Annotated in this window: 20 protein-coding genes; 12 read left to right on the plus strand and 8 right to left on the minus strand. The window is 72.7% G+C overall.

The features are described 5' to 3' along the window. Positions 1–13 precede the first annotated feature (13 nt). Complete coding sequence (locus ACZ7OY_RS26125; protein ID WP_471913613.1) at positions 14–1,237, minus strand: MFS transporter; 1,224 nt, start codon at positions 1,235–1,237, stop codon at positions 14–16. A gap of 182 nt (positions 1,238–1,419) precedes the next feature. On the opposite strand from ACZ7OY_RS26125, the gene ACZ7OY_RS26130 reads away from it, so the two are divergent. The 3 genes from ACZ7OY_RS26130 (at position 1,420) to ACZ7OY_RS26140 (ending at position 3,728) form a co-directional block, all read left to right on the plus strand. Continuing rightward, positions 1,420–2,061 (plus strand): DUF6758 family protein, encoded by a 642-nt coding sequence (locus ACZ7OY_RS26130; protein WP_351606831.1) that lies wholly within the window; start codon positions 1,420–1,422, stop codon positions 2,059–2,061. Between the two features lie 145 nt (positions 2,062–2,206). After that, complete coding sequence (locus ACZ7OY_RS26135) at positions 2,207–3,064, plus strand: PHP domain-containing protein (RefSeq protein WP_471913614.1); 858 nt, start codon at positions 2,207–2,209, stop codon at positions 3,062–3,064. A 58-nt stretch (positions 3,065–3,122) separates the two neighbouring features. Then, complete coding sequence (locus tag ACZ7OY_RS26140; protein WP_471913615.1) at positions 3,123–3,728, plus strand: MarC family protein; 606 nt, start codon at positions 3,123–3,125, stop codon at positions 3,726–3,728. Between the two features lie 102 nt (positions 3,729–3,830). Here ACZ7OY_RS26140 and ACZ7OY_RS26145 read toward each other — a convergent pair whose 3' ends face one another. Then, positions 3,831–3,983 carry a hypothetical protein gene (locus tag ACZ7OY_RS26145; protein ID WP_152895186.1) on the minus strand — a complete coding sequence of 51 codons (153 nt, stop codon included), beginning with the start codon at positions 3,981–3,983 and terminating at the stop codon, positions 3,831–3,833. Between the two features lie 226 nt (positions 3,984–4,209). On the opposite strand from ACZ7OY_RS26145, the gene ACZ7OY_RS26150 reads away from it, so the two are divergent. Continuing rightward, on the plus strand, positions 4,210–5,109 hold the full coding sequence (locus ACZ7OY_RS26150; RefSeq protein ID WP_471913750.1) for an NYN domain-containing protein: 900 nt from the start codon (positions 4,210–4,212) through the stop codon (positions 5,107–5,109). Positions 5,110–5,191: 82 nt separating this feature from the next. Here the strand turns inward: ACZ7OY_RS26150 and ACZ7OY_RS26155 are convergent, their stop codons facing one another. Both ACZ7OY_RS26155 and ACZ7OY_RS26160 read right to left on the minus strand, forming a co-directional pair. Continuing rightward, the gene (locus ACZ7OY_RS26155) at positions 5,192–6,061 is read right to left on the minus strand and encodes an alpha/beta fold hydrolase (protein ID WP_471913616.1); all 870 of its coding nucleotides are present in this window, start codon (positions 6,059–6,061) and stop codon (positions 5,192–5,194) included. A gap of 92 nt (positions 6,062–6,153) precedes the next feature. After that, on the minus strand, positions 6,154–8,604 hold the full coding sequence (locus ACZ7OY_RS26160; protein WP_471913617.1) for a DEAD/DEAH box helicase: 2,451 nt from the start codon (positions 8,602–8,604) through the stop codon (positions 6,154–6,156). A 500-nt stretch (positions 8,605–9,104) separates the two neighbouring features. Between ACZ7OY_RS26160 and ACZ7OY_RS26165 the strand changes: the two genes are divergently transcribed. Then, entirely contained in the window at positions 9,105–9,896 is a 792-nt protein-coding gene (locus tag ACZ7OY_RS26165; protein WP_351606813.1) for a ferritin-like fold-containing protein, read from the plus strand. 176 nt (positions 9,897–10,072) lie between these two features. Here ACZ7OY_RS26165 and ACZ7OY_RS26170 read toward each other — a convergent pair whose 3' ends face one another. The 4 genes from ACZ7OY_RS26170 to ACZ7OY_RS26185 form a co-directional block, all read right to left on the minus strand. Beyond that, complete coding sequence (locus tag ACZ7OY_RS26170; protein WP_351606809.1) at positions 10,073–10,342, minus strand: hypothetical protein; 270 nt, start codon at positions 10,340–10,342, stop codon at positions 10,073–10,075. A gap of 276 nt (positions 10,343–10,618) precedes the next feature. Continuing rightward, positions 10,619–10,846 (minus strand): DUF3107 domain-containing protein, encoded by a 228-nt coding sequence (locus ACZ7OY_RS26175; protein ID WP_123762915.1) that lies wholly within the window; start codon positions 10,844–10,846, stop codon positions 10,619–10,621. A 146-nt stretch (positions 10,847–10,992) separates the two neighbouring features. After that, positions 10,993–11,634, minus strand: a complete 642-nt coding sequence (locus ACZ7OY_RS26180; RefSeq protein ID WP_351620748.1) for a TetR/AcrR family transcriptional regulator — start codon at positions 11,632–11,634, stop codon at positions 10,993–10,995. A gap of 278 nt (positions 11,635–11,912) precedes the next feature. Beyond that, positions 11,913–12,146: a hypothetical protein gene (locus ACZ7OY_RS26185; protein WP_471913618.1), complete on the minus strand. Its 234-nt coding sequence runs from the start codon at positions 12,144–12,146 to the stop codon at positions 11,913–11,915. A 359-nt stretch (positions 12,147–12,505) separates the two neighbouring features. Between ACZ7OY_RS26185 and ACZ7OY_RS26190 the strand changes: the two genes are divergently transcribed. From ACZ7OY_RS26190 to moeZ, 7 genes are all read left to right on the plus strand, one after another. Then, a complete protein-coding gene (locus ACZ7OY_RS26190; RefSeq protein WP_471913619.1) occupies positions 12,506–13,531 on the plus strand; it encodes an alpha/beta fold hydrolase in 1,026 nt (341 codons plus the stop codon). A gap of 8 nt (positions 13,532–13,539) precedes the next feature. Continuing rightward, complete coding sequence (locus ACZ7OY_RS26195) at positions 13,540–14,946, plus strand: DUF3152 domain-containing protein (protein ID WP_471913620.1); 1,407 nt, start codon at positions 13,540–13,542, stop codon at positions 14,944–14,946. A gap of 332 nt (positions 14,947–15,278) precedes the next feature. Continuing rightward, positions 15,279–17,036, plus strand: coding sequence for a DUF3492 domain-containing protein (locus ACZ7OY_RS26200; protein ID WP_471913621.1), 1,758 nt, complete (start codon positions 15,279–15,281; stop codon positions 17,034–17,036). Further along, positions 17,033–18,433, plus strand: a complete 1,401-nt coding sequence (locus ACZ7OY_RS26205; protein ID WP_471913622.1) for a hypothetical protein — start codon at positions 17,033–17,035, stop codon at positions 18,431–18,433. Before ACZ7OY_RS26200 ends, ACZ7OY_RS26205 begins: the two co-directional genes overlap by 4 nt. A gap of 739 nt (positions 18,434–19,172) precedes the next feature. Continuing rightward, positions 19,173–20,132, plus strand: coding sequence for an NAD-dependent epimerase/dehydratase family protein (locus tag ACZ7OY_RS26210; RefSeq protein ID WP_351607881.1), 960 nt, complete (start codon positions 19,173–19,175; stop codon positions 20,130–20,132). Further along, complete coding sequence (locus ACZ7OY_RS26215; protein WP_471913623.1) at positions 20,120–20,869, plus strand: spherulation-specific family 4 protein; 750 nt, start codon at positions 20,120–20,122, stop codon at positions 20,867–20,869. Before ACZ7OY_RS26210 ends, ACZ7OY_RS26215 begins: the two co-directional genes overlap by 13 nt. A 63-nt stretch (positions 20,870–20,932) precedes the next feature. Beyond that, the gene (moeZ, locus tag ACZ7OY_RS26220; RefSeq protein WP_162469032.1) at positions 20,933–22,111 is read left to right on the plus strand and encodes an adenylyltransferase/sulfurtransferase MoeZ; all 1,179 of its coding nucleotides are present in this window, start codon (positions 20,933–20,935) and stop codon (positions 22,109–22,111) included. The last annotated feature ends 70 nt before the right edge of the window (positions 22,112–22,181 follow it).

The following is a 22,181-nucleotide window of genomic DNA, read 5'->3' on the forward strand; positions in this document are numbered from 1 at the left end:
GCCTTCGCCGGGCTCAGCCGGCGAAGACGGTGACGCCGTCCTCCGTCGCGTGCCGCGGCTCCAGCTCCTTCGCCTCGTGCGTCAGCGCGTCGCGTCGTACGAAGACCACCACCGCGCCGACGACGGCCGTGACCGCCGCGACCACGAACGGGATGTGGACGTTGCTCCACTCCTCGATCTTCGGTGCGAAGAAGGGCGCGGCGGCGGCCGCGAACCAGCGGACGAAGTTGTAGCCCGCGCTCGCCACGGGGCGCGGCGCGTCCGAGACGCCGAGCGCCAGCTCGGTGTAGACGGTGTTGTTCACCCCGATGAAGGCACCGGACAGGACGGTGCAGACGACGGCCGTGGTGTGGTCGCCGTAGCCGAGGACGAGCACGTCGGCGCCGAGCAGGACGAGCGAGCCGCCGAGCACCTTCAGCGAGCCGAACCGCGCCTGCATCCGCGGGGCCACCAGCACCGAGAAGACGGCCAGCAGCACGCCCCAGGCGAAGAACACGGCTCCCGACCTGTAGGGGGTCATGTCCAGCACGAACGGGGTGAAGGCCAGCACGGTGAAGAACGTGTAGTTGTAGAAGAACGCCGAGACCGCGGCCGAGGCGAGACCGCCGTGCCCGAGTGCCTTGATCGGGTCGAGCAGCGAGGTCCTCCGGGCCGGCTTCGGCTGCTCCTTGAGGAACACGGTGATGCACAGGAAGCCGACCGCCATCAGGAACGCGGTGCCGAAGAACGGGTAGCGCCAGCTGGCGTTGCCGAGCAGGGCGCCCAGCAGCGGGCCGCACGCCATGCCGAGGCCCAGGGCGGACTCGTACAGCAGGATCGCCGCGGCGCTGCCGCCGGCCGCCGCGCCGACGATCACGGCGAGGGCCGTGGAGACGAAGAGCGCGTTGCCCAGACCCCAGCCGGCCCGGAAGCCGACGAGTTCGGCGACCGAGCCCGAGGTGCCCGCGAGGCCCGCGAAGACCACGACGAGGGCGAGGCCGAGCAGCAGGGTCTTGCGGCCGCCGATGCGGCTGGAGACGAAGCCGGTCACCAGCATCGCGAAGGCGGTGATCAGGAAGTACGAGGTGAAGAGCAGGGAGACCTGGCTGGCCGTGGCGTTCAGGCCCTGGGCGATGGACGGCAGGATCGGGTCGACGAGGCCGATACCCATGAACGCGACGACCGAGGCCCCGGCTGTCGCCCAGACCGCCTTGGGCTGTCGCAGGAGGCCGCCGGCTCCGGCGTCGAAGGGGTCCATTGGGTTCTCCGATCGGGGGAGGGAGATGGTTGGCGTATACATATATTAGATTAGCGTGGCTAACTAATGCAAGATGCACGTAGTTTTGGGTGCGGGTCGGCCGGTGACGGACCGGCGCGGGTTCCCTCCGGACGGGTGATCGTCCTTGACGTGGGCGTGCCGGGGTAGGACCGTGGGGCCCTATGAGGGGCGAACCCAGTTGCCCGAAGTGTGGTGGCCGGGTCAGGGCTCCCGGACTCTTCGCCGATTCCTGGCAGTGCGATGTCCATGGCGCGGTGCATCCGCTTCAGCCCGTGATCCCGCCCAGCGTCGAGGCCCTCAGTGTCGTGGTGCACCGCACCCAGGTGCCGGTGTGGATGCCGTGGCCGCTGCCGGTCGGCTGGCTCTTCACGGGAGTGGCGTACGCCGGTGACGACCGCAGTGGCGGCCGTGCCACCGCCGTGGCCTGCTCCGGACCCGGCCCGCTCGGCGGCATGGGGGAGCTGATCCTGGTCGCGGAGGAGCTCGGGGTCGGCCTCGGCGCCCGCTACGCGGGCATCGACGGCCCGGACCCGGGGCCGTACCTGAACGTCGAGAAGCCGCCTCAGGCCAAGGTGCTGGCCGCCGGCCGCCCGACCCCGCTCTGGCATGTCACCGGCGCACCCGTGGACCGTGTCGTGTTCGCGGGCGAGGCGCTCGGGCTGTGGCTCTGGGCGGTGGTGTGGCCGGAGCAGTCGGGGCTGCTGATGTACGACGAACTCGTGCTGACCGATCTGCGTGACGCCGGGGCCGAACTGGACCTGGTGCCCTGCGGCGCCCTGTCGCCACGGCTGCTGGAGCCATAGGGCCATGCGGCAGCCAGGGCTCGGGGTGCGGTTCCTGTAGGGGGCGTAGCAGGGCTTCGGGTGTGACAGGAGGGGGTCGTCCTCCCGCTATGCTGGAGCGTCCGCTTCCGTCCCGCCCGCCCCGTCACCGTCTGGAGTTCGCGTCGTGCGCATCGACCTGCACTGCCACTCCACCGCCTCCGACGGTACGGACACCCCGGCCGAACTGGTGCGCAACGCCGCCGCGGCCGGACTGGACGTCGTCGCGCTGACCGACCACGACAGCACCCGCGGGTACGCCGAGGCGACCGCCGCGCTGCCGCGGGGGCTCACGCTGGTCACCGGCGCCGAGCTGTCCTGCCGCGTCGACGGCGTCAGCATGCACATGCTGGCCTACCTCTTCGACCCCGAGGAGCCCGCCCTGCTCGCCGAGCGCGAGCTGGTGCGCGACGACCGCGTGCCGCGCGCCCAGGGCATGATCGCCAAGCTGAACGAGCTGGGCGTGCCCGTCACCTGGGAGCAGGTCGCGCGGATCGCCGGTGACGGTTCCGTCGGACGGCCCCATGTCGCGACCGCGCTGGTGGAGCTGGGCGTCGTACCGAGCGTGGGCGACGCGTTCACCCAGGACTGGCTGGCCGACGGCGGCCGTGCCTTCGTGGAGAAGCACGAGACCGACCCGTTCGAGGCGATCCGGCTGGTCAAGGCCGCCGGGGGAGTCACGGTGTTCGCGCACCCGGCCGCCGCCAAGCGCGGCCGCACGGTGCCGGAGTCCACGATCGCCGAGCTGGCCTCCGCCGGCCTGGACGGCATCGAGGTCGACCACATGGACCACGACGAGGACACGCGGGTGCGGCTGCGCGGCCTGGCCGCCGACCTCGGCCTGCTGGTCACGGGGTCCTCGGACTACCACGGCAGCCGCAAGACGGTCGCGCTCGGCGCGTACACCACCCACCCCGACGTGTACGGGGAGATCACCCGGCGGGCGACCGGGGCGTTCCCCGTGCCGGGGGCCGGCGGAGCCTGAGGATCGTCCTCGCGCCCTGTCCCACCCGTCTGCTCACTTCCGCAAGGCTTCTTCACACATGTTCGACGTCGCCGTCTTCGGCTCACTCTTTCTGACCCTTTTTGTCATCATGGATCCCCCCGGGATCACCCCGATCTTCCTCGCCCTGACCGCCGGCCGCCCCGGCAAGGTGCAGAAGCGCATGGCCTTCCAGGCCGTGTGCGTGGCCGGCGGGGTGATCGCCGTCTTCGGGCTGCTCGGCCACCAGATCCTGGACTACCTCCATGTGTCCGTACCGGCGCTGATGATCGCCGGCGGTCTGCTGCTGCTGCTCATCGCGCTCGATCTGCTCACCGGCAAGACCGACGAGCCGAAGCAGACCAAGGACGTCAACGTGGCGCTCGTGCCGCTGGGCATGCCGCTGCTGGCGGGCCCGGGCGCGATCGTGTCCGTCATCCTCGCCGTGCAGAAGGCCGACAGCGTGGCCTCGCAGGTCTCGGTGTGGTCGGCGATCCTCGCCATCCATGTCGTGCTGTGGCTGGTGATGCGGTACTCGCTGCTGATCATCCGGGTGATCAAGGACGGCGGTGTGGTCCTGGTGACCCGGCTCGCGGGCATGATGCTGTCCGCGATCGCCGTGCAGCAGATCATCAACGGCGTCACCCAGGTGATCCGGGCGAGCTGAGGCTGCCCGGGCCGCGGACGCGGCGCCATGCACAGAGCCCCGTGGGGTGCCGGTCGTTCCGGCGCCCCACGGGGCTCTGAAATCTGTGGATGGTGATCCGCGTTATGAGGCCGTGGTGTCGGCCGGACGGATCCACAGGCGCTGTCCGATGGCGGCGGCCTGCTGAACGATCCCGTTGACGGAGGCGGCGTCCACGACGGTGCAGTCCACGGGCGTGCCGTCGATGTCGTCGAGTCGCAGGATTTCGAAGCGCATGGGCTTCCCCCTTCGTCTGGTCATCCTCCTGAGGAGAACTACTTGGTGGCATGAACAGGGGGCGTCTGTGCCCCTGTTCCGTAGGGAGTCAACGCGCTGCGTGTTACAAACATTCCCTACGCTAAAGAAATTTTTCGAACGTCTAACTACCGACCGGTAAAGACGTTTGTGGAGACTGAATGGGACCGGTTGTGTTCGCAGCGTGACCGCCAGGACAATGGAGGCGATGAACGACGACTTCGCGGACCTGACCGCCCGCATCGACCGTACGAACGAACTGCTCCAGCGCATGCTCGCCGAGGTGGCGAAGACGCCCTCGACCCACGCGATCTTCGTCGACGCCGGATACCTGTACGCGGCGGCCGGCCGGCTGGTGGCCGGGACCGAGGATCGCCGGTCCTTCGACCTCGACGCCGAGGGCCTGATCGAGGCGCTCATCGACCGCGCCCGCACGATCTTCGCGGACAGCAGGCTGCTGCGGGTCTACTGGTACGACGGCGCCCGGCGCCGCATCCACACCGCGGAGCAGCAGTCCATCGCGGAGCTGCCGGACGTGAAGGTGCGCCTGGGCAACCTCAACGCCAACAACCAGCAGAAGGGGGTCGACTCCCTGATCCGCACCGATCTGGAGTCGCTCGCCCGGCACCGCGCCATCAGCGACGCTGCGCTGCTCGGCGGGGACGAGGACCTGGTGTCGGCCGTCGAGGCGGCGCAGGGGTACGGCGCCCGGGTGCACCTGTGGGGCATCGAGGCCCCCGAGGGCCGCAACCAGGCCGAGCCCCTCCTGTGGGAGGTCGACAGCCAGCGCACGCTCGACCTCGACTTCTTCAAGCCGTACGTGTCCCGGCGCACGACCGCGACCTACGAGGCGTCGTCGGCGGCCGCCCGGCCCTCACGCGAGGACGTCCGATTCGTGGGCGCCCAGATCGCGGCGAAGTGGCTGGCGGCGCGAGGCCGGGACACCCTGGTGGAACTGCTGCCCGGCCATCCCTACCTCCCCGGCTCGGTGGACCAGGACCTGCTGGTCGAGGCCGAGCAGCTCCTCGCGTACTCGCTGCGCGGCCAGTCGGACCTGCGGCGCGCCCTGCGGGACGGCTTCTGGGAGCACTTGCAGACGCAGTACTAGACGCGGTACTAGACGCAGTACCGGATGCGGCACTAGACGCAGTACCGGACGCGGTACCGGCGGGGGTCGGTCGGGCGGGACCTTAGTGCGGGTGCCTGTCCCAGAAGTCGGCGAGGGCGTCGGCGGTCGGCAGCGGCTGGTCCACGTTCGGCGAGTGCTCGGCGCCGGGCACCACCGTCCGGTGCGCGCCGAGCTGTTGCGCCATCTCGTCCAGGAGGGCCAGCGGCCAGGTGTCGTCGCGGGCGCCCGACAGGACGTGGAACGGCAGCGGCAGGGCGGCGAGTTCACCGATCCGGTCCGGTTCGCTGCACAACTGGCGTCCCGTTGCGAGGAGTTGGGCGGGCTTGGTGTTCAGCCAGCGGCGCCGCAACTGCTCCTGGGTGCCCGGGCCGCGAGCCGGACCGCCGACCTCCTCGGGCGGACCCATGGCCTGGATCGCCTCCCAGACCTCGGGCATCGTCATCACGGCCAGCGCCTCGCGCAGCAGCTTCACACGCGCCTCCTGGGAGGCGGAGATCCGGGCGGGACCCGAGGCGACGAGGGTGAGCGTACGGAAGGGGGAGTGGTCCAACAGGGCGGCGGAGCGCGCGATCTGGCCGCCGAGAGAGTGCCCGACGAGATGGACGCGAGAGCCGAGCGTCTCGGCCTGCGCCAGCACGTCCCGCGCCAACTCGCCCTGGTCGTAGGCCGACTCGTCCTCGGCCGGCCCGTCGGACTCGTGCTGCCCGCGCCCGTCCACGGCGACGGTCCGGTACCCGCGCCGCGAGAGCGAGCCGTGCACCAGGTTGAAGTCCTCCTTGCTCCCGGTGAATCCGGGCAGCATCAGGGCGATGCCCCGCGCCTCGGCTCCGGTGGCCGCGGGCATGTCGACGACGGCGAACTCGCCGCGGGCCGTGCGCAGCGGGTAGGCGCGAGCGCCGGGGGGCGTGTCGAAGGCGGTGGGGTCGGTCACGAGGTGAGGCTATCGGCAAGGCACGGGGGCGGGAACGCCGGATGCCCGGCCCACACGAGTGGACCGGGCATCCGGGTTCAGCTCAGTTCTGCTCAGCTCTCCGTGGCATCGGCCGAGGCCGCGACCTTACGGGTGCGACGCGCCCTCGGCTTGGCCTCGGGCTCGGCGCCCTCCGCCGGGGCGGCGGGCGCGGCTGCCGCGGTCTTGCGGGTGCGGCGCGCCTTGGGCTCCGGCTCCTGCGCGGTCTGCGCCGGGATCTCGGCTGCCGCCGCCGTGGCCTTGGCCGCCGCGGTCTTGCGGGTGCGGCGGGGCTTGGCCTCGGTCGCCTCCGCGGTGTCCACGGCCGTCTCGGCCGCTGCTTCCGTGGCCTTGGCCGCCGCGGTCTTGCGGGTGCGGCGCGGCTTGGCTTCCGTGGTGTCGGCCGTGTCCGTCGCTTCCGGGGTGGTCGCGGTGGTGGCCTTGCGGGTGCGGCGGGGCTTGGCCTCGGTCGCCTCCGCGGTGTCCACGGCCGCTTCGGCCGCTGCTTCCGTGGCCTTGGCCGCCGCGGTCTTGCGGGTGCGGCGCGGCTTGGGCTCCGGCTCCTGCGCGGTCTGCGCCGGGATGTCGGCCGGGGCCGTCGTCTCGGGCTCGGCGGCCTTGCGGGTGCGGCGGCGCGGCGTGGTGACCGGCGCCTCGGCGGCCTCCGCGGTGTCCACGGCCGTCGCTTCCGGGGTGGTCGCGGTGGTGGTGGCCTTGCGGGTGCGGCGGGGCTTGGCCTCGGTCGCCTCCGCGGTGTCGACAGCCGTCTGCGCGGTGTCGGCGGCCGTCTCCACGGCAGCCGTCGCCTTGCGCGTACGGCGACGCGGCGTGCTGACCGGCGCCTCGACGGGCTCGGCCGGCGCCGACTCGGCGACCTGCGCGGTCTCGACCGGGGTCACCGGCGTCTCCACCGCCACGGTCGCCTCCGCGGACCTGCGGGTGCGGCGACGGCGCGGTCGCTCCGCGGCCTGCGGGGTGTCGAGGACCGTGTCCTCCACGACCGCGGCGGCGGTCTGCGCGACCGGGGACTCGGTGGTCGTCGCCGTGGCCGGCGTCGCCTCCGGGCCCGGACCGCCGCGGGTGCGGCGACGACGGCGCGGGGTGCGCGAGGCGGTGCCCTCCTCCGTCGCGGACGTCCGCTCGACCGCGGGTGCGGTGCTTGCCTCGGACGTCACCGGCTGCGTCGCGTCCAGCGGCGTACCGCCACGGGTGCGGCGACGGCGGCGCGGCGTACGGGCCGAACGCTCGTCGTCGGCCGGACGGGACTCGCTGCGGTCGCCGCCCCGGTCGGGACGGTCACCGCGGCCGCCACGACCGCGCGCCGCGCGGCCGCCCGGCTCGCCGAGGTCCTCCAGGACCTCCGCGTCGAGCCCGGCGCGGGTGCGCTCGGTCCGCGGCAGGACACCCTTGGTGCCCGCGGGGATGTTCAGCGCCTCGAAGAGGTGCGGGGACGTGGAGTACGTCTCCGGCGGGTTGTTGAAGTCCAGCTCCAGCGCCTTGTTGATCAGCTGCCAGCGCGGGATGTCGTCCCAGTCGACGAGGGTGATCGCGATGCCCTTGGCGCCCGCACGGCCGGTACGGCCGATGCGGTGCAGGTACGTCTTCTCCTCCTCGGGCGACTGGTAGTTGATGACGTGGGTGACGCCCTCGACGTCGATGCCGCGCGCGGCGACGTCGGTGCAGACCAGGACGTCGACCTTGCCGTTGCGGAAGGCGCGCAGCGCCTGCTCGCGGGCGCCCTGACCCAGGTCGCCGTGGACCGCGCCGGAGGCGAAGCCGCGGCGCTGGAGCTGCTCGGCGATGTCGGCGGCCGTGCGCTTGGTGCGGCAGAAGATCATCGCCAGTCCGCGGCCCTCGGCCTGGAGGATGCGGGAGACCATCTCCGGCTTGTCCATCGAGTGCGCGCGGAAGACGTGCTGCGCGATGTTCGCGACGGTCGCGCCCTGGTCGTCCGGCGCGGTGGCGCGGATGTGCGTGGGCTGCGACATGTAGCGACGGGCCAGGCCGATGACCGCGCCCGGCATGGTCGCCGAGAACAGCATCGTCTGACGCCTCGGCGGCAGCATGTTGATGATCTTCTCGACGTCGGGCAGGAAGCCCAGGTCGAGCATCTCGTCGGCCTCGTCGAGGACGAGCGACTTCACGTGCCTGAGGTCGAGCTTCTTCTGGCCCGCGAGGTCCAGCAGCCGGCCCGGGGTGCCGACGACGACGTCGACGCCCTTCTTGAGGGCCTCGACCTGGGGCTCGTAGGCCCGGCCGCCGTAGATGGCGAGGACGCGCACGTTGCGTACCTTGCCCGCGGTCAGCAGGTCGTTCGTGACCTGCGTGCACAGCTCGCGGGTGGGGACGACGACGAGCGCCTGCGGCGCCTCGGTGAGGTCCTCGGGCTTGGCGCGCCCGGCCTCCACGTCGGCGGGAACGGTGACGCGCTCGAGGAGCGGGAGGCCGAAGCCCAGCGTCTTGCCGGTGCCGGTCTTGGCCTGGCCGATGACGTCGGTGCCGGTGAGGGCGACGGGGAGCGTCATCTCCTGGATGGGGAAGGGGTTGATGATGCCGACGGCCTCAAGGGCCTCGGCGGTCTCGGGAAGGATACCGAGCTCTCGGAACGTAGTCAGGGTGCTGCCTCTTCTGTGTGGGCGGTGCGAGGCGAGCGCGGGGGTCGTGTCGGGACCGTGCCGGGGACGTCGGCCGCCTTACGGGCGGGCCGAAGGGCGCGGGACCACTGCCGACGCTCTAGCGCTCGAACCGCTGAGGGTTCCCTCCGATCGTCGTACGCACAGTGCCGTACGGTCAGGGAGGGCTGTCGGGTCGGAGCCGATCGGGCCACCGACCGGGCATCCTCATACGTGCGGCCTGTCGAGGTACGGCTCAGTACCAGCAGGCGCATTACCACCATACCCCGGAATCGCGCACACGTGATGGCCGATTCGGTCACGTAGTCACCGTCACACCGATTCGCGTCGGCGTGGTCCTACTGAATGACCAGGGACTTCCGTCACGCGGCGGGCGGGCTATTGTGCGCTTCATGACGAGCTCTGACAAGCCCGAGAACGCCCCCGAAACCGCCGCCGAGTCCACCGAAACCACCGGGTCCGCGCAGGCCGCCGGATCCGCCGAGCGCACCGGGATCGCGGCCCAGGACTGGGCGCGGGCCTCCGCCGAGCCGCAGTACCGGGCAGCGGTCGTGGATCTGCTCGGCGCGCTGGCCTACGGCGAACTGGCGGCGTTCGAGCGGCTCGCGGAGGACGCCAAGCTGGCGCCGACGCTCGCGGACAAGGCGGAGCTGGCGAAGATGGCGTCGGCCGAGTTCCACCACTTCGAGCGACTGCGCAACCGGCTCACCGAGATCGGCGCCGAGCCGACCCAGGCGATGGAGCCCTTCGTCGCCGCGCTCGACGGGTTCCACCGGCAGACGGCACCCTCGGACTGGCTGGAGGGGCTGGTCAAGGCGTATGTCGGCGACTCGATCGCCAGCGATTTCTATCGTGAGGTCGCGGCCCGCCTCGACGCGGACACGCGTGAACTGGTCCTCGCCGTCCTCGACGACACCGGGCACGCGGGGTTCGCCGTGGAGAAGGTGCGCGCGGCCATCGACGCCGACCCGCGGGTCGGCGGACGGCTCGCGCTGTGGGCGCGCCGGCTGATGGGTGAGGCCCTGTCCCAGTCCCAGCGTGTGGTCGCCGAGCGGGACGCGCTGTCGACGATGCTGGTCGGCGGGGTCGCGGACGGCTTCGACCTCGCCGAGGTCGGCAGGATGTTCTCCCGGATCACCGAGGCGCACACCAAGCGGATGGCCGCGCTGGGCCTGGCCGCCTAGGACGGATCCCGGCCGAGGCGTCAGGACCGCTCAGCCCTGGTCCTGACGCTGGTCTTGGTCTTGGTCTTGGTCTTGGTCCTGGTTCCGGTCCTGGTCCTGGTTCCGGTCCTGGCCCACGTCCTTTACGTGGTTCTCGTTCCCGTGGGGCTCCCGGCGGCCGTCGGCGTGTTCGGCGGTCACGCCGGTGCCGATCGCCGCCGGAGTCTTCCCGCGGGGCGCAGCAGCAGCGAGAGCGAGGCGGCGGAGACCACCGCCGCGCCGAGCAGGCTCGGCAGGAGGCTGTCGGGTCCCACCGCGCTGTGGGTGATGAAGTCACCGAAGAGTGCTCCGGCGAGGCCCGTCGCGAAGACGAAGGCCCGGTTCGGCAGGCGGTGGGAGAAGCGGCGGTCCGCCGCCCACGCGAGCGCCACGCCGAGCATGGCGGAAGCGAGAGCTTCCAAGATCATGTCGAGTCCCTCCGGGCGGCCGGACTGTGCACCAAGGTCGTAGCCCGTCATACCCGTGACCTGCGGAATGCAATCCTCACCTGTGAGGTGGTTGTGCTCCCTTTGTGCCGGTGCCGCGGGCCGGAGAGCACGCCGGGAACGAGGGCCGGAGAGCGCGCCGGAGCCGGGGCCGGGACCGTGCCGGATGTCCGTGGACACGATGAGGGGGCCCGGCGACATGACGTCGCCGGGCCCCCTCATCGTGTCCACGAGCGCCGAGTGCGGCGCGGGCGCGTGCTAAAGCGCGCCGAAGCCCACCTTGCGCGGGGCCGGCTCGCCGAGCTCGACGTAGGCGAGACGATCCGCCGGGACGAGGACCTTGCGGCCGTGCTCGTCCACGAGGCTCAGCAGCTGAGACTTGCCGGCCAGTGCCTCGGCCACCGCCCGCTCGACGTCCTCGGCACTCTGACCGCTCTCCAGAACGATCTCGCGGGGCGCGTGCTGCACGCCGATCTTGACCTCCACGGCTATGTCCCTCCGACGGTCAGTGAAGTGCGCGACCATTCCGCGCCGTACCCAGCAAACATTAGCCCGGTGAGGGGACGAACACGCTCCGGTCGGCAACGCCAGGAGCGAACACCGACCGGGAACAAACCCGCACCGGGTGCGCGTCAGTGGTGCTCGTTGCCGTGCAGCGGGAAGCCGGCGATGCCCCGCCAGGCCAGTGACGCCAGCAGCTGGACCGCCTGGTCGCGCGGGACGCTGCGGTCGCTGTGCAGCCAGGAGCGCGCCACCACCTGGGCGAGCCCGCCCAGACCGGAGGCCAGCAGCATCGACTCGGCGCGCGAGAGCCCGGTGTCCTCGGCGATGACCTCGCAGATCGCCTCGGCGCACTCGGTGGTGACCTTGTCGACGCGCTCGCGCACGGCGGGCTCGTTGGTCAGGTCCGACTCGAAGACCAGCCGGAAGGCGCCGCCGTCGTCCTCGACGTACGCGAAGTAGGCGTCCATCGTCGCCCGGACGCGCTGCTTGTTGTCAGTCGTCGACGCCAGCGCGGCCCGTACCGCCTGGATCAGCGACTCGCAATGCTGGTCCAGCAGGGCCAGGTAGAGGTCGAGCTTGCCCGGGAAGTGCTGGTACAGCACGGGCTTGCTGACGCCGGCACGCTCGGCGATGTCGTCCATCGCCGCCGCGTGATACCCCTGCGCGACGAAGACCTCCTGGGCGGCGCCCAGCAGCTGGTTCCGTCGAGCTCGGCGCGGCAGGCGGGTGCCACGCGGGCGTGCCGCCTCAGTTTGCTCGATGGCTGTCACGCCGCCTCCCAAAGTCGTCCACTTGCGGTGTGCGCCGCGCGGCCATCGTACTTTTCGGTAACCCTGGTGTGCGCGGTGCGAGCGGAGAATTTCATGGACCGGACGCCGATGAAAACGGTGTGCAATAGGGTGAACACGCGCATGCCGGGCGGGCCGGAGGTCCGGTCCTGCTCAGCGCGTTGTCCGATGAGGGTTCTCGCGGTCTCGAAAGGTGCCGTCCGGGGAGCCTCCTCGCTGCGTCCTCGTGCGCTTCCTCGGTCCGCCGGGTGCCGCCGGGGTCAGCGGTAGTCGTCCTCGTCCAGCGCCACCACGCGCGCTTGCTCGATCTGGTCGGCCTCGTTCGCGCGCGCCGGATCCACCTCGTCCAGAGGGTCGTCGCGGTCCGGGGCGAGGACCTTGGACTGTTCCGCCGCGTCGTTCTCCGGTGCCTCGACGTCGATCTCCCGCGGTTCACCGGCCCCGAACGCGTCGAGCTCCTCGAACACCTCGGGGTCGGTGGGTTCAACGGCCATGATGGGCTCCCTTCCTCGAACGTCCCCGGAATGAGCAGGGGCTGTAGCGGGTGCCCTCTCCCCGAGCCTAGGAGACACCCGATCCGGACGCCATGCGATCCGCGCGCGACCTGCGTGTCGTCAACCTGCGACCTGCGCGCCGTCCACCCGCGACCCGTGTGTGTCCCTCTGCGAGCCGTGCGCCTTCCACCTGCGACCCGTGTGTGTCCCTCTGCGAGCTGTGCGCCTTCCACCTGCGACCCGCGTGCGTCCACCCGCGAGCTGTGCGCGATATGCCCGTGACCCGTGCGCGGTCTGTGACGGCGAACACAGGGGGGAACGCAGCGGTCCCTGCGTGATCGTCTCGTAACATTGCCCGCATGTCGTCGACCGAGCTGCCGTCAGTGCCCCCCACCGACCTGCTTCCGGAAGCCCTCGCCGTCAGGGTCGCGGACGGCGAACGGCTCAGGTCGGTAGGGCTGCCCGGGGTCACCCTGTCGGTGCGGTCGAGGCCGCCGGGGCGCGAGGGGCTGGCGCCCGCGCTGTTCGTCCACGGCCTCGGCGGTTCCTCCCAGAACTGGTCCTCGCTGATGGCCCTGCTCGACGGGGTGGTGGAGAGCGAGGCGGTCGACCTGCCCGGCTTCGGCGACTCCCCGCCACCGGACGACGGCGACTACTCCGTCACGGGACACGCGCGAGCGGTCATCCGTTACCTCGACGCGTCCGGACGCGGGCCCGTGCACCTCTTCGGCAACTCGCTCGGCGGCGCGGTCTCCACGCGCGTGGCCGCGGTGCGGCCCGACCTCGTCCGGACGCTCACGCTCGTCTCGCCCGCGCTGCCCGAGCTGCGGGTGCAGCGCACCGCACTGCCCACCGGACTGCTGGGCTTCCCCGGCGTGGCGGCGCTGTTCACCCGGTTCACCAGGGAGTGGACGGCGGAGCAGCGGGTACGGGGCGTCATGGCGCTCTGCTACGGGGACCCCGGCCGGGTGGCTCCGGAGGCCTTCGACCACGCGGTGGAGGAACTGGAACGGCGGCTGCGGCTGCCGTACTTCTGGGACGCGATGAGCCGGTCCGCGCGCGGGCTGGTCAACGCGTACACGCTGGGCGGTCAGCACGGGCTGTGGCGCCAGGCCGAGCGGGTGCTCGCGCCCACCCTTCTCGTCTACGGAGGCCGCGACCAGCTCGTCGGTTTCCGCATGGCCCAGCGGGCGTCGCGCGCGTTCCGCGACTCCCGTCTGCTGACCCTGCCGAACGCCGGGCATGTGGCGATGATGGAGTACCCCGGTACGGTTGCCACGGCGTTCCAGGAACTTCTGACCCATGCGGAACGCTCCGGGACCGCAGGCCTGATCGTCTCCGACGGCGATGCCGGGCCCGTCCGACGAACCAATACCGGGAGCTGAGGGGCTACGTGGGACGCCACAGCCGCCGCGGTCCCGCGCCGAAGGGCGCGGGCAGGACGGATGCCGGGGGAGCCGGGAGCACCGGCGGCGCACGGGGCGCCGGGGGCACCGGCGACCGGATGCCGCCCGCGGCGACGGGGACCGGCGCCACGCCCGCGCGCCCGATGCCGCGTCCGGCGGACGGCACGCCCGCCCACGGCATGCCCCGGCTGCCCGACGGCACGCCCGCGCGCGGTGTGCCGAGGGTTCGGGGCGGTCATCCCGAGCAGCGTGAATCCGGCGGCGGCTGGGGCGCGCCGAGGGGCTCGGCGGCCGACCGGCCCGGCAACGGCCCCGGGGGCGGTGGGCAGGGTCCCTCCATCCCGCGGCAGCGCCGGGCGGCCACACAGGGCCCGCGGCAGGAGTACCTCGACGCCTTCACCGAGGACGACGTCTTCGCGCCCCGCGCCACCGCCTCCGCGCTCGCCACGGATCCGTACGCCCACGGTGCCGGCCGGGCCGGTGGCACCCTGCGGACCGCCACGGGCGGCGGTGCCGCCACCGGTGTCGGCACGGGCGCCGGGACCGCCGGTGACGTGGCGGACGACGACGCGCCGCCGTCCGGTGAGCCCACGCGGGAGGGCCGGGTCAAGGGCCGGGCCTTCGCCGGCATAGCGGCCGCCGCCGTCACCACCGTGCTGGCCGTCGTCGCGGCCGGCCAGGTCACCGGCCACCAGGACGACAGCGCCGTACGGTCGCAGTCCCTCACCGGCCCGGCCGGCGGCTCCGCGCCCTCCGCGGTGCCCGACGACGTCGCGTCGCCCCCCGTGGTGCCGCTGACGTACGCGCAGAAGATGGCCCAGAAGTACCCCCTGAGCGCCACGCTCAAGGGCTCGGGGAAGTTCGACACGGTCCCCGGGGTCGACAAGGCGCCGGGCAAGGGCAGGAAGTACACCTACCGCGTCGACGTGGAACAGGGGCTCGGTCTCGACGGCGAACTCTTCGCGCAGGCCGTGCAGAAGACCCTCAACGACGACCGGAGCTGGGCCCACGACGGCGCCCGCACCTTCGAACGGATCGACTCGGGCACGCCCGACTTCGTCATCACCCTCGCCAGCCCCGGCACCACCGCCGTCTGGTGCGCCAAGTCCGGCCTGGACACCACCGAGGACAACGTCTCGTGCGACTCGGCCTCCACGGAACGCGTGATGATCAACGCCTATCGCTGGGCACAGGGTTCGAAGACCTACGGTGACGCGATCCACCCCTACCGCCAGATGCTGATCAACCACGAGGTCGGCCACCGCCTCGGCTACAGCCATGTGAAGTGCGGCAAGGACGGCGAGCTCGCCCCGGTCATGCAGCAGCAGACCAAGTTCCTCGACCACGACGGCATCACGTGCAAGCCCAACCCCTGGGCCTATCCCAACGGCTGACGGACGGCTGGCCAGACGGCTGACGGACGCCTTCAGGGGGCGGCCCGGACTGCGCGGACGGCCCTCCGGGACCCGGTCTCCCACGCTCCTCCGCGCGGGCGCTCGCGGCCGACCCGCGCCACGGGTACCCGTCCATATGTGACGTCACGCGTCCGAATGAACTCTTAGCGCGACGGAACGCGACCCGCACGGGAAAGTTACGACCGTTCACCCCTTTTGGTGGCGCGACGGACAACCGTCCATCGCGCCACCGCCTTGTCCGCTTACGTTCTTCCCGCTGCGAGCCGTCGAGTCAACGGCGGCTCCCCATACGGGAGATCGGGGGTGCACTCGTGCGCATCGGACTGCTTACGGAGGGTGGCTATCCGTATCTGAGCGGTGACGCCAGTCTCTGGTGCGACCGGCTCGTACGCGGGCTCCGGCAGCACGAGTTCGACCTCTACGCGCTCAGCCGCGGCGAGCGCCAGGTGAACGAGGGCTGGGTCGAGCTCCCCCCGCAGGTCGACCGGGTGCGTACGGCGCCGTTGTGGACGGCGGACGGCGACGGGGCGGGGTACGGGCGCCGTGCGCGTCGGCGCTTCGACGAGTGCTTCGGGGAACTCGCCGCCGCCTTGTGCGCGGGGGTGCCGGAGGGCGCCCGGCAGCCGTCGGAGAACCTCCCCCAACGTTCCGGGGAGATCCACGCCCTTGAGGCGGACCGTTTCAGCAGGGCGCTGTACGGGCTTGCCGAACTCGCCCGCGACGAGGGCGGACTGCCGGGAGCGCTCCGCTCCGAGCGTGCCGTACGCGCCCTGGAGCGCGCCTGTCGAGCGCCCGGTGCCGCACGCCCGGCGCGCGAGGCGCGGGTACCCGATCTGCTCGCCGTCGCCGCGCGCCTCGAACACGCGCTGCGCCCCCTCTCGCTCGACTGGTACGAGGACGACGCACTCGGCTCGGCCGATCTGTGCCACGCCGCCTCCGGCGGAGCCGCGGCCCTGGTCGGACTGGCCACCCGGCACTTCTTCGGCGTGCCGCTGCTGGTCACCGAGTACGGCGTCCGGCTGCGCACGCACTATCTGGCCTCCGGCGCGGGCCCGACCGCCACGGCCGCGCCCTGCGTACGGTCCCTGCTCGCCGCCTTCCACGGCATGCTCGCCACCGAGGTCTACCGGCAGGCCGCCTGTGTCACCCCCGGCAACGCGCACGCCCGCCGCTGGCAGGAACGCTGCGGCGCCGACCGGGACAAGCTGCGCACCGTCTACCCGGGCATGGACGCCTCGCGCTTCGCGGAGGTGGGCGAGGCGCCCGACTGCGCCGACCCGGACACGCTGGTGTGGGTCGGCCGCGTCGAACCGGCCAAGGACCTGGTCTCCCTGCTGCACGCCTTCGCCGAGGTCCGCAAGGAGGCGCCGAAGACCCGGCTGCGCATCGTCGCGGCGGCCGTCGGCCCCGAGGGCGAGGCCTATCTGGGGCACTGCCGGATGCTGGCCGCGCAGCTCTTCCCCGACGAGGCGGAGGGCCCGTACGCCATGGGCGACAACCCGGTGTCCTTCGAGGAGATCGGCGGCCCGGAGACGCCCACCGTCGCGGAGGCGTACGCGGCCGGCGGGGTGAGCGTTCTGTCGAGCGTCGTCGAGGGCTTTCCCGTCGGTCTCGTCGAGGCCATGCTCTGCGGCCGCGCCACGGTCTCCACCGACGTCGGCGCGGTGGTGGAGGTCATCGGCGGCACCGGGCTCGTCGTACCCCCGCGCAATCCGCGGGCGCTCGCAGAGGCGTGCGTGACCCTGTTACGCGACCGCGAGCGCCGTGCACGCCTGGGCGCGGCGGCCCGCGCGCGGGCGCTCGAACTGTTCACCGTCGAGCAGAACGTCAAGGCGTTCCACGGCATCTACCTGGAGATCATCTCGCGCTCCCCGGTCAACCGGGCCGCCCTCGACCACACCGGGGAGCCGCTGCCGTTCGCCGTCCCCGCCGAGGCCCGGCTGCCCGGCCGCTGGACGGGACGGGCCTCCCGCATCGCCGCGCGGGGCGGTCCCGGCTGGGCCGTGGGGACGCCGGTGCGGCCGACGGCCCCGGTGGCCGGCCCGGCCACGACGGAGGAGGCGCGATGAACGGGCCGACGCGACCGGACGGCCGCTCCGGAACACCGGACGGGACGAGCACGGCGGCCGCCGCCGGAACGCCCGCCGAGGCGCCCGACTCCACTGTGCAGGTCGGTGACGTACTCGCCCGTGACGTACTGGCCGACGCCGTACCGGTCGAGGGCGTACCGGCCGGCTGGTCGGGCGGCGGCGGACCGGTCGAGGGCCTGCCGGGTGGCGGTGGGCCGGCCGACGGCGTACCGGGTGGCGGTGGGCGCTCCGGCGGAGTCACGGTCGGCAGCAGGGCCTTGACGGAGTCGGCCGGTCCCCGCCGTGGCGCGGCCGACCCCGTCAAGTCCCTGATGCACCGTCACCGCGACCTGTGCGAACGGGCCGTGGACCCGCTGGAGATCGCGGCCGGTCTGGAGGCGCACGGCGTCACCGACCGGACCGCCGCCCGCTTCCGCCACCGGGACGTCTTCTCCCTCGCCGAGGAGCTGTACGCCCGGGTCCCCCGCACCGACGAGGAGCCGCCGCGTCCGCTCACCGCCGCGGCCACCCGTCCCCGCACGGACTGGGTCCTGCTCGCGCTGCTGCCGGGAGCCGTGTGCGCCGCCACGGTGGCCGGCCTGCGCCTCACCGGCGGACAACCCCGGCTGATCACGGCCGCCGTGGGCATCCTGGCTCTGGCGCTCGGCCTGCGGGCGGCGCTGAGCCGCGGCCCGCTGAGCGCCACCGCCCACCGCACCGGCACGCACCCGGCGGGCGGCAGCAGCTGGCCCTGGTGGCTCCTCACCTACGCCGCCCTCGGCGACGGTCTGCTCCACGACGCCGTGGCCGCAGGCCCCCGGGATCTGCCGGCCTGTCTCACGGGCGGCTCCTGGACACTCGCCGCGGCACCCGTCCTCGCCCTCGCGCTCGGCTGCGCCCCGGCCGCCTGGTCCGCACACCTGCTCGCCGTACGCGCGCGCCGGAAACTGACGGCCAGCCGCGGTCTGGAGGAGTTCGCCGCCTCCGTACGACCCCTGCTGCTCGCCGTGTTCGCCCTGTTCCTGGGCGCGCTGACGGCACTGCTGGCCCTGTGCGCCGCGGTCCTGGGCGAGGCCGCGCCCTATGCGCAGGTCCTGACCCTGGGCGCGCTCCTGCTGCTGGCCCGCCTCCTCGCCCTGCACGGCTTCACCCACGTGCCCGCCGTCGTCCTGGGCGCCGCGGCCCTGACCGAAGCCGCCGCCGTGGGCACGGTCCTCGCCGGCCGCCTGCCCGGCTGCGAGGTCCTGGCCGAACCCGTCGAGTCCCTGGTGCGGGCCTGGGGCCCCGGCAGCGTCCCGGCCCTCGTCTGCGGAGCGGGAGCGCTGGTCCTGCTGGTCCATGCGACCCGGGCCCTGACCCGCGCATCGGCCCACGCCCGACCGGAGGGCGCCCGATGACCCGCCGACACGCGCACGCGGCGCCCGCCGTGCTTGCGGCGCCGGCCGTGCACGCGGCGCCCGCCGTACCTGTGGCGCCTGGCGCGCATGCGGCGCCCGCTGTACCTGTGGCGCCTGCTGTACCTGCCGCGCCCGCAGCGCCCGCCGCGCCCATGGCGCCTGCCGCACCTGCGGCGTCGGCCGTGAAGGTGGCGCACGCCATGCACGCGGCGCCCGCTGTGTCTGAGGCGCCTACCGCGCGCGCGGTGTCCGCGGCGCACGCCATGCACGCAGCGTCGGCCGCACCTGCGGCGCCCGCCGTGCCTGAGGCGCCCGCCGCACCCGCGGCGCCCGCTGCACCCGCGGCGCCTGCCGTGCACGCAGCGTCGGCCGCACCTGCGGCGCCCGCCGTGCCTGAGGCGCCCGCCGTGCACGCGGCGCCCGCTGCACCCGCGGTGCCTGCCGTGTACGCAGCGCCTGCCGCACCCGCGGCGCCCGCCGCACCCGCGGCGCCCGCCGCACCCGCGGCGCCCGCCGCACCCGCGGCGCCCGCCGCACCCGCGGTGTCGGCCGTCGCGTACGTCCCGCGGTCGCACCCGCGCCGGACTTCCCGATCCGCCGCCCGCCCGGGGGGCACCAGCCCCGGAGCCGGAGGCAACCGCACCACCCCCTCGAAGGAGAGACACGAGATGACCACCTCCCGACCCGGAGCGTCCGGAGCCACCGGAACATCCGGAGCGCACACCCCGGGAGCCGAGCGATGAGGGTCCTGCTGATCGGAGCCAACGGCTACATCGGCCGCTTCGTCGCCGACCGACTGCTCGCCGACCCGGCCGTCCAGCTCACCGCGCTCGGCCGCGGCGACGACGCCGATGTCCGCTTCGACCTGGCGTCCGGCAGCCCCGGCGCACTCACCCGCTTCCTCGACGCGGTCCACCCCCAGGTCGTCGTGAACTGTGCCGGAGCCACCCGCGGCGGCGCCCGCGACCTCACCCGGCACAACACCGTCGCCGTCGCCACCGTCTGCGAGGCCCTGCGCCGCAGCGGCTGCGGAGCCCGCCTGGTGCAGATCGGGTGCGGCGCCGAGTACGGACCGAGCCAACCCGGCTCGTCCACCGCCGAGGACGCCGTGCCGCGCCCCGGCGGCCCCTACGGCGTCAGCAAACTCGCCGCCACCGAACTCGTCCTCGGATCAGGCCTCGACGCCGTCGTCCTGCGGGTCTTCTCGCCCGCCGGGCCTGGCACCCCCGCGGGCTCCCCGCTCGGCCGCCTCGCCGAGGCCATGCGCCGCGCCATGCAGTCCGGCGACGGCGAGCTCAAGCTCGGCGGACTCGGCGCCCAGCGCGACTTCATCGACGTCCGCGATGTGGCCCGCGCCGTCCACGCGGCCTCGCTCTCCGCCGCGCAGGGCGTCATCAACATCGGTTCGGGTCGCGCCGTACGCCTGCGGGACGCCGCCACGGTCCTCGCCCGCGTCGCCGGCTACGCAGGCGCCCTGCACGAACTCGACGGGCCGTCCGGCGGGCACCACCTGCGCGCGACCGTCGGCCACCCGCGCACCGACCCCGACCACGCGGCCCCGGTCGCCTACCCCGACGGCTGCGGCAGCTGGCAGCAGGCCGATGTGCGCACCGCACGCGACCGGCTCGGCTGGCGCCCCCGTATCAACCTCGAAGAGTCCCTCGCCGACATCTGGATGGAGGCGGCATGCCGCATCTGACCAGCTCGGCGGACGGCGCCGCGCGCACCGAGGTCCGCGTCGGCTTCGGTGTCCCGGGCTGCGGGCACCCCCTGCTCGCCCCGACCGAGTGGGGTCAACTCTCCCGCCCCGGGACCCCGCTGCACTGGGTCGTGCTGAACGTCGCCGACGGCCCCGGCAGCCGCCCCGATCCGCACTGCCTGGAAGCGGCGGGCCGGGTCCGCAACACGGGCGTCCGGGTCCTGGGCCACCTCGACACCGCCTACGGCGCCCGCCCCTTCGCCGACCTGATCTCCGACGCGCACCGCTACCGCGACTGGTACCGGGTCGACGGCTTCCTGCTGGACCGGTGCCCGGACGAACGCGCCGTGCTCCCCGCGATCCGCCGCACGGTGGCCGCGCTGCGCGGCCTGCGCGACGACATCCACATCGTCCTCGGCCACGGCACCCATCCGCACCCCGGCTACGCCGAGAACGCCGACCAGCTCGTCACGTTCAGCGGTCCCTGGAGCGACTACCGCTGGTCGCAGGTGGCCGAATGGACCGCCGACTACCCGCCCGAACGGTTCTGCCACCTCGTCCACGGGGTCCCGCGCGGCCACCTCGACGAGGCTTTACGCATCGCCCGCTGGCAGGGCGCCTCGACGATCTACTTCACCGACCGGACGGACCGCGGCGGCAGCGCCGACCCCTGGGAGACGATGCCCGGCTACTGGGACGACATCGTCTCGCGGATCGGAACGGGAGTCTCGGAATGAAGAAGCCCGTGGCAGTGTTACGAGGAGAACAACCGTAGTGATTGACCGACCAACGGAGTCCCCGTGTCGTTGCCACCCCTGGTCGAGCCGGCTGCCGAGCTCACCGTAGACGAGGTCCGCAGGTACTCCCGCCACCTGATCATCCCCGACGTCGGGATGGACGGGCAGAAGCGGCTGAAGAACGCCAAGGTGCTCTGTGTGGGCGCCGGCGGCCTGGGCTCGCCGGCGCTGATGTACCTGGCCGCGGCGGGCGTGGGCACGCTCGGCATCGTGGAGTTCGACGAGGTCGACGAGTCGAACCTGCAGCGCCAGATCATCCACAGTCAGTCCGACATCGGCCGCTCCAAGGCCGCGTCCGCCCGTGACTCGGTCCTCGGCATCAACCCGTACGTGAACGTGATCCTTCACGAGGAGCGGCTCGAGGCCGACAACGTGATGGACATCTTCAGCCAGTACGACCTGATCGTCGACGGCACGGACAACTTCGCGACCCGTTACCTGGTCAACGACGCCTGCGTGCTGCTCAACAAGCCGTACGTGTGGGGCTCGATCTACCGCTTCGACGGACAGGCCTCCGTCTTCTGGTCGGAGCACGGCCCCTGCTACCGCTGCCTCTACCCGGAGCCCCCGCCGCCGGGCATGGTCCCCTCCTGCGCCGAGGGCGGTGTCCTGGGCGTGCTCTGCGCGTCCATCGGCTCCATCCAGGTCACCGAGGCGATCAAGGTCCTCACCGGCACCGGCGAGCCGCTGGTCGGCCGTCTGATGATCTACGACGCCCTGGAGATGCAGTACCGCCAGGTCAAGGTCCGCAAGGACCCCGACTGCGCGGTCTGCGGCGAGAACCCGACCGTCACCGAGCTCATCGACTACGAGGCCTTCTGCGGCGTCGTGTCCGAGGAGGCCCAGGCGGCGGCGGCCGGCTCGACGATCACTCCCAAGCAGCTCAAGGAGTGGATCGACGACGGCGAGAACATCGAGATCATCGACGTCCGCGAGATCAACGAGTACGAGATCGTCTCGATCCCCGGCGCCAAGCTGATCCCGAAGAACGAGTTCCTCATGGGCACCGCCCTGGAGTCCCTCCCGCAGGACAAGAAGATCGTCCTGCACTGCAAGACGGGTGTCCGCAGTGCGGAAGTCCTCGCCGTGCTGAAGTCCGCGGGCTTCGCGGACGCCGTACACGTCGGCGGCGGCGTGATCGGCTGGGTCAACCAGATCGAGCCCCACAAGCCCGTCTACTGACCACCCCCTCGCCCACCAGCGAGCCTGACAAGGCCCACGGCTCTGACCAGCTCAGACGCCGTGGGCTTCG

Source organism: Streptomyces sp. NPDC107559 (assembly GCF_055657365.1).

Bases quoted from the DNA above. Each gene is read 5' to 3' on its own strand.
- ACZ7OY_RS26210 (WP_351607881.1), top strand. From the start codon at position 19,173: ATGAGGGTCCTGCTGATCGGAGCCAACGGCTACATCGGCCGCTTCGTC.
- ACZ7OY_RS26165 (WP_351606813.1), top strand. From the start codon at position 9,105: ATGACGAGCTCTGACAAGCCCGAGAACGCCCCCGAAACCGCCGCCGAG.
- ACZ7OY_RS26170 (WP_351606809.1), bottom strand. From the start codon at position 10,342: ATGATCTTGGAAGCTCTCGCTTCCGCCATGCTCGGCGTGGCGCTCGCG.
- ACZ7OY_RS26160 (WP_471913617.1), bottom strand. From the start codon at position 8,604: ATGACGCTCCCCGTCGCCCTCACCGGCACCGACGTCATCGGCCAGGCC.
- ACZ7OY_RS26205 (WP_471913622.1), top strand. From the start codon at position 17,033: ATGAACGGGCCGACGCGACCGGACGGCCGCTCCGGAACACCGGACGGG.
- ACZ7OY_RS26140 (WP_471913615.1), top strand. From the start codon at position 3,123: ATGTTCGACGTCGCCGTCTTCGGCTCACTCTTTCTGACCCTTTTTGTC.
- ACZ7OY_RS26130 (WP_351606831.1), top strand. From the start codon at position 1,420: ATGAGGGGCGAACCCAGTTGCCCGAAGTGTGGTGGCCGGGTCAGGGCT.
- ACZ7OY_RS26190 (WP_471913619.1), top strand. From the start codon at position 12,506: ATGTCGTCGACCGAGCTGCCGTCAGTGCCCCCCACCGACCTGCTTCCG.
- ACZ7OY_RS26215 (WP_471913623.1), top strand. From the start codon at position 20,120: ATGCCGCATCTGACCAGCTCGGCGGACGGCGCCGCGCGCACCGAGGTC.
- ACZ7OY_RS26125 (WP_471913613.1), bottom strand. From the start codon at position 1,237: ATGGACCCCTTCGACGCCGGAGCCGGCGGCCTCCTGCGACAGCCCAAG.
- ACZ7OY_RS26150 (WP_471913750.1), top strand. From the start codon at position 4,210: ATGAACGACGACTTCGCGGACCTGACCGCCCGCATCGACCGTACGAAC.
- ACZ7OY_RS26185 (WP_471913618.1), bottom strand. From the start codon at position 12,146: ATGGCCGTTGAACCCACCGACCCCGAGGTGTTCGAGGAGCTCGACGCG.
- ACZ7OY_RS26145 (WP_152895186.1), bottom strand. From the start codon at position 3,983: ATGCGCTTCGAAATCCTGCGACTCGACGACATCGACGGCACGCCCGTG.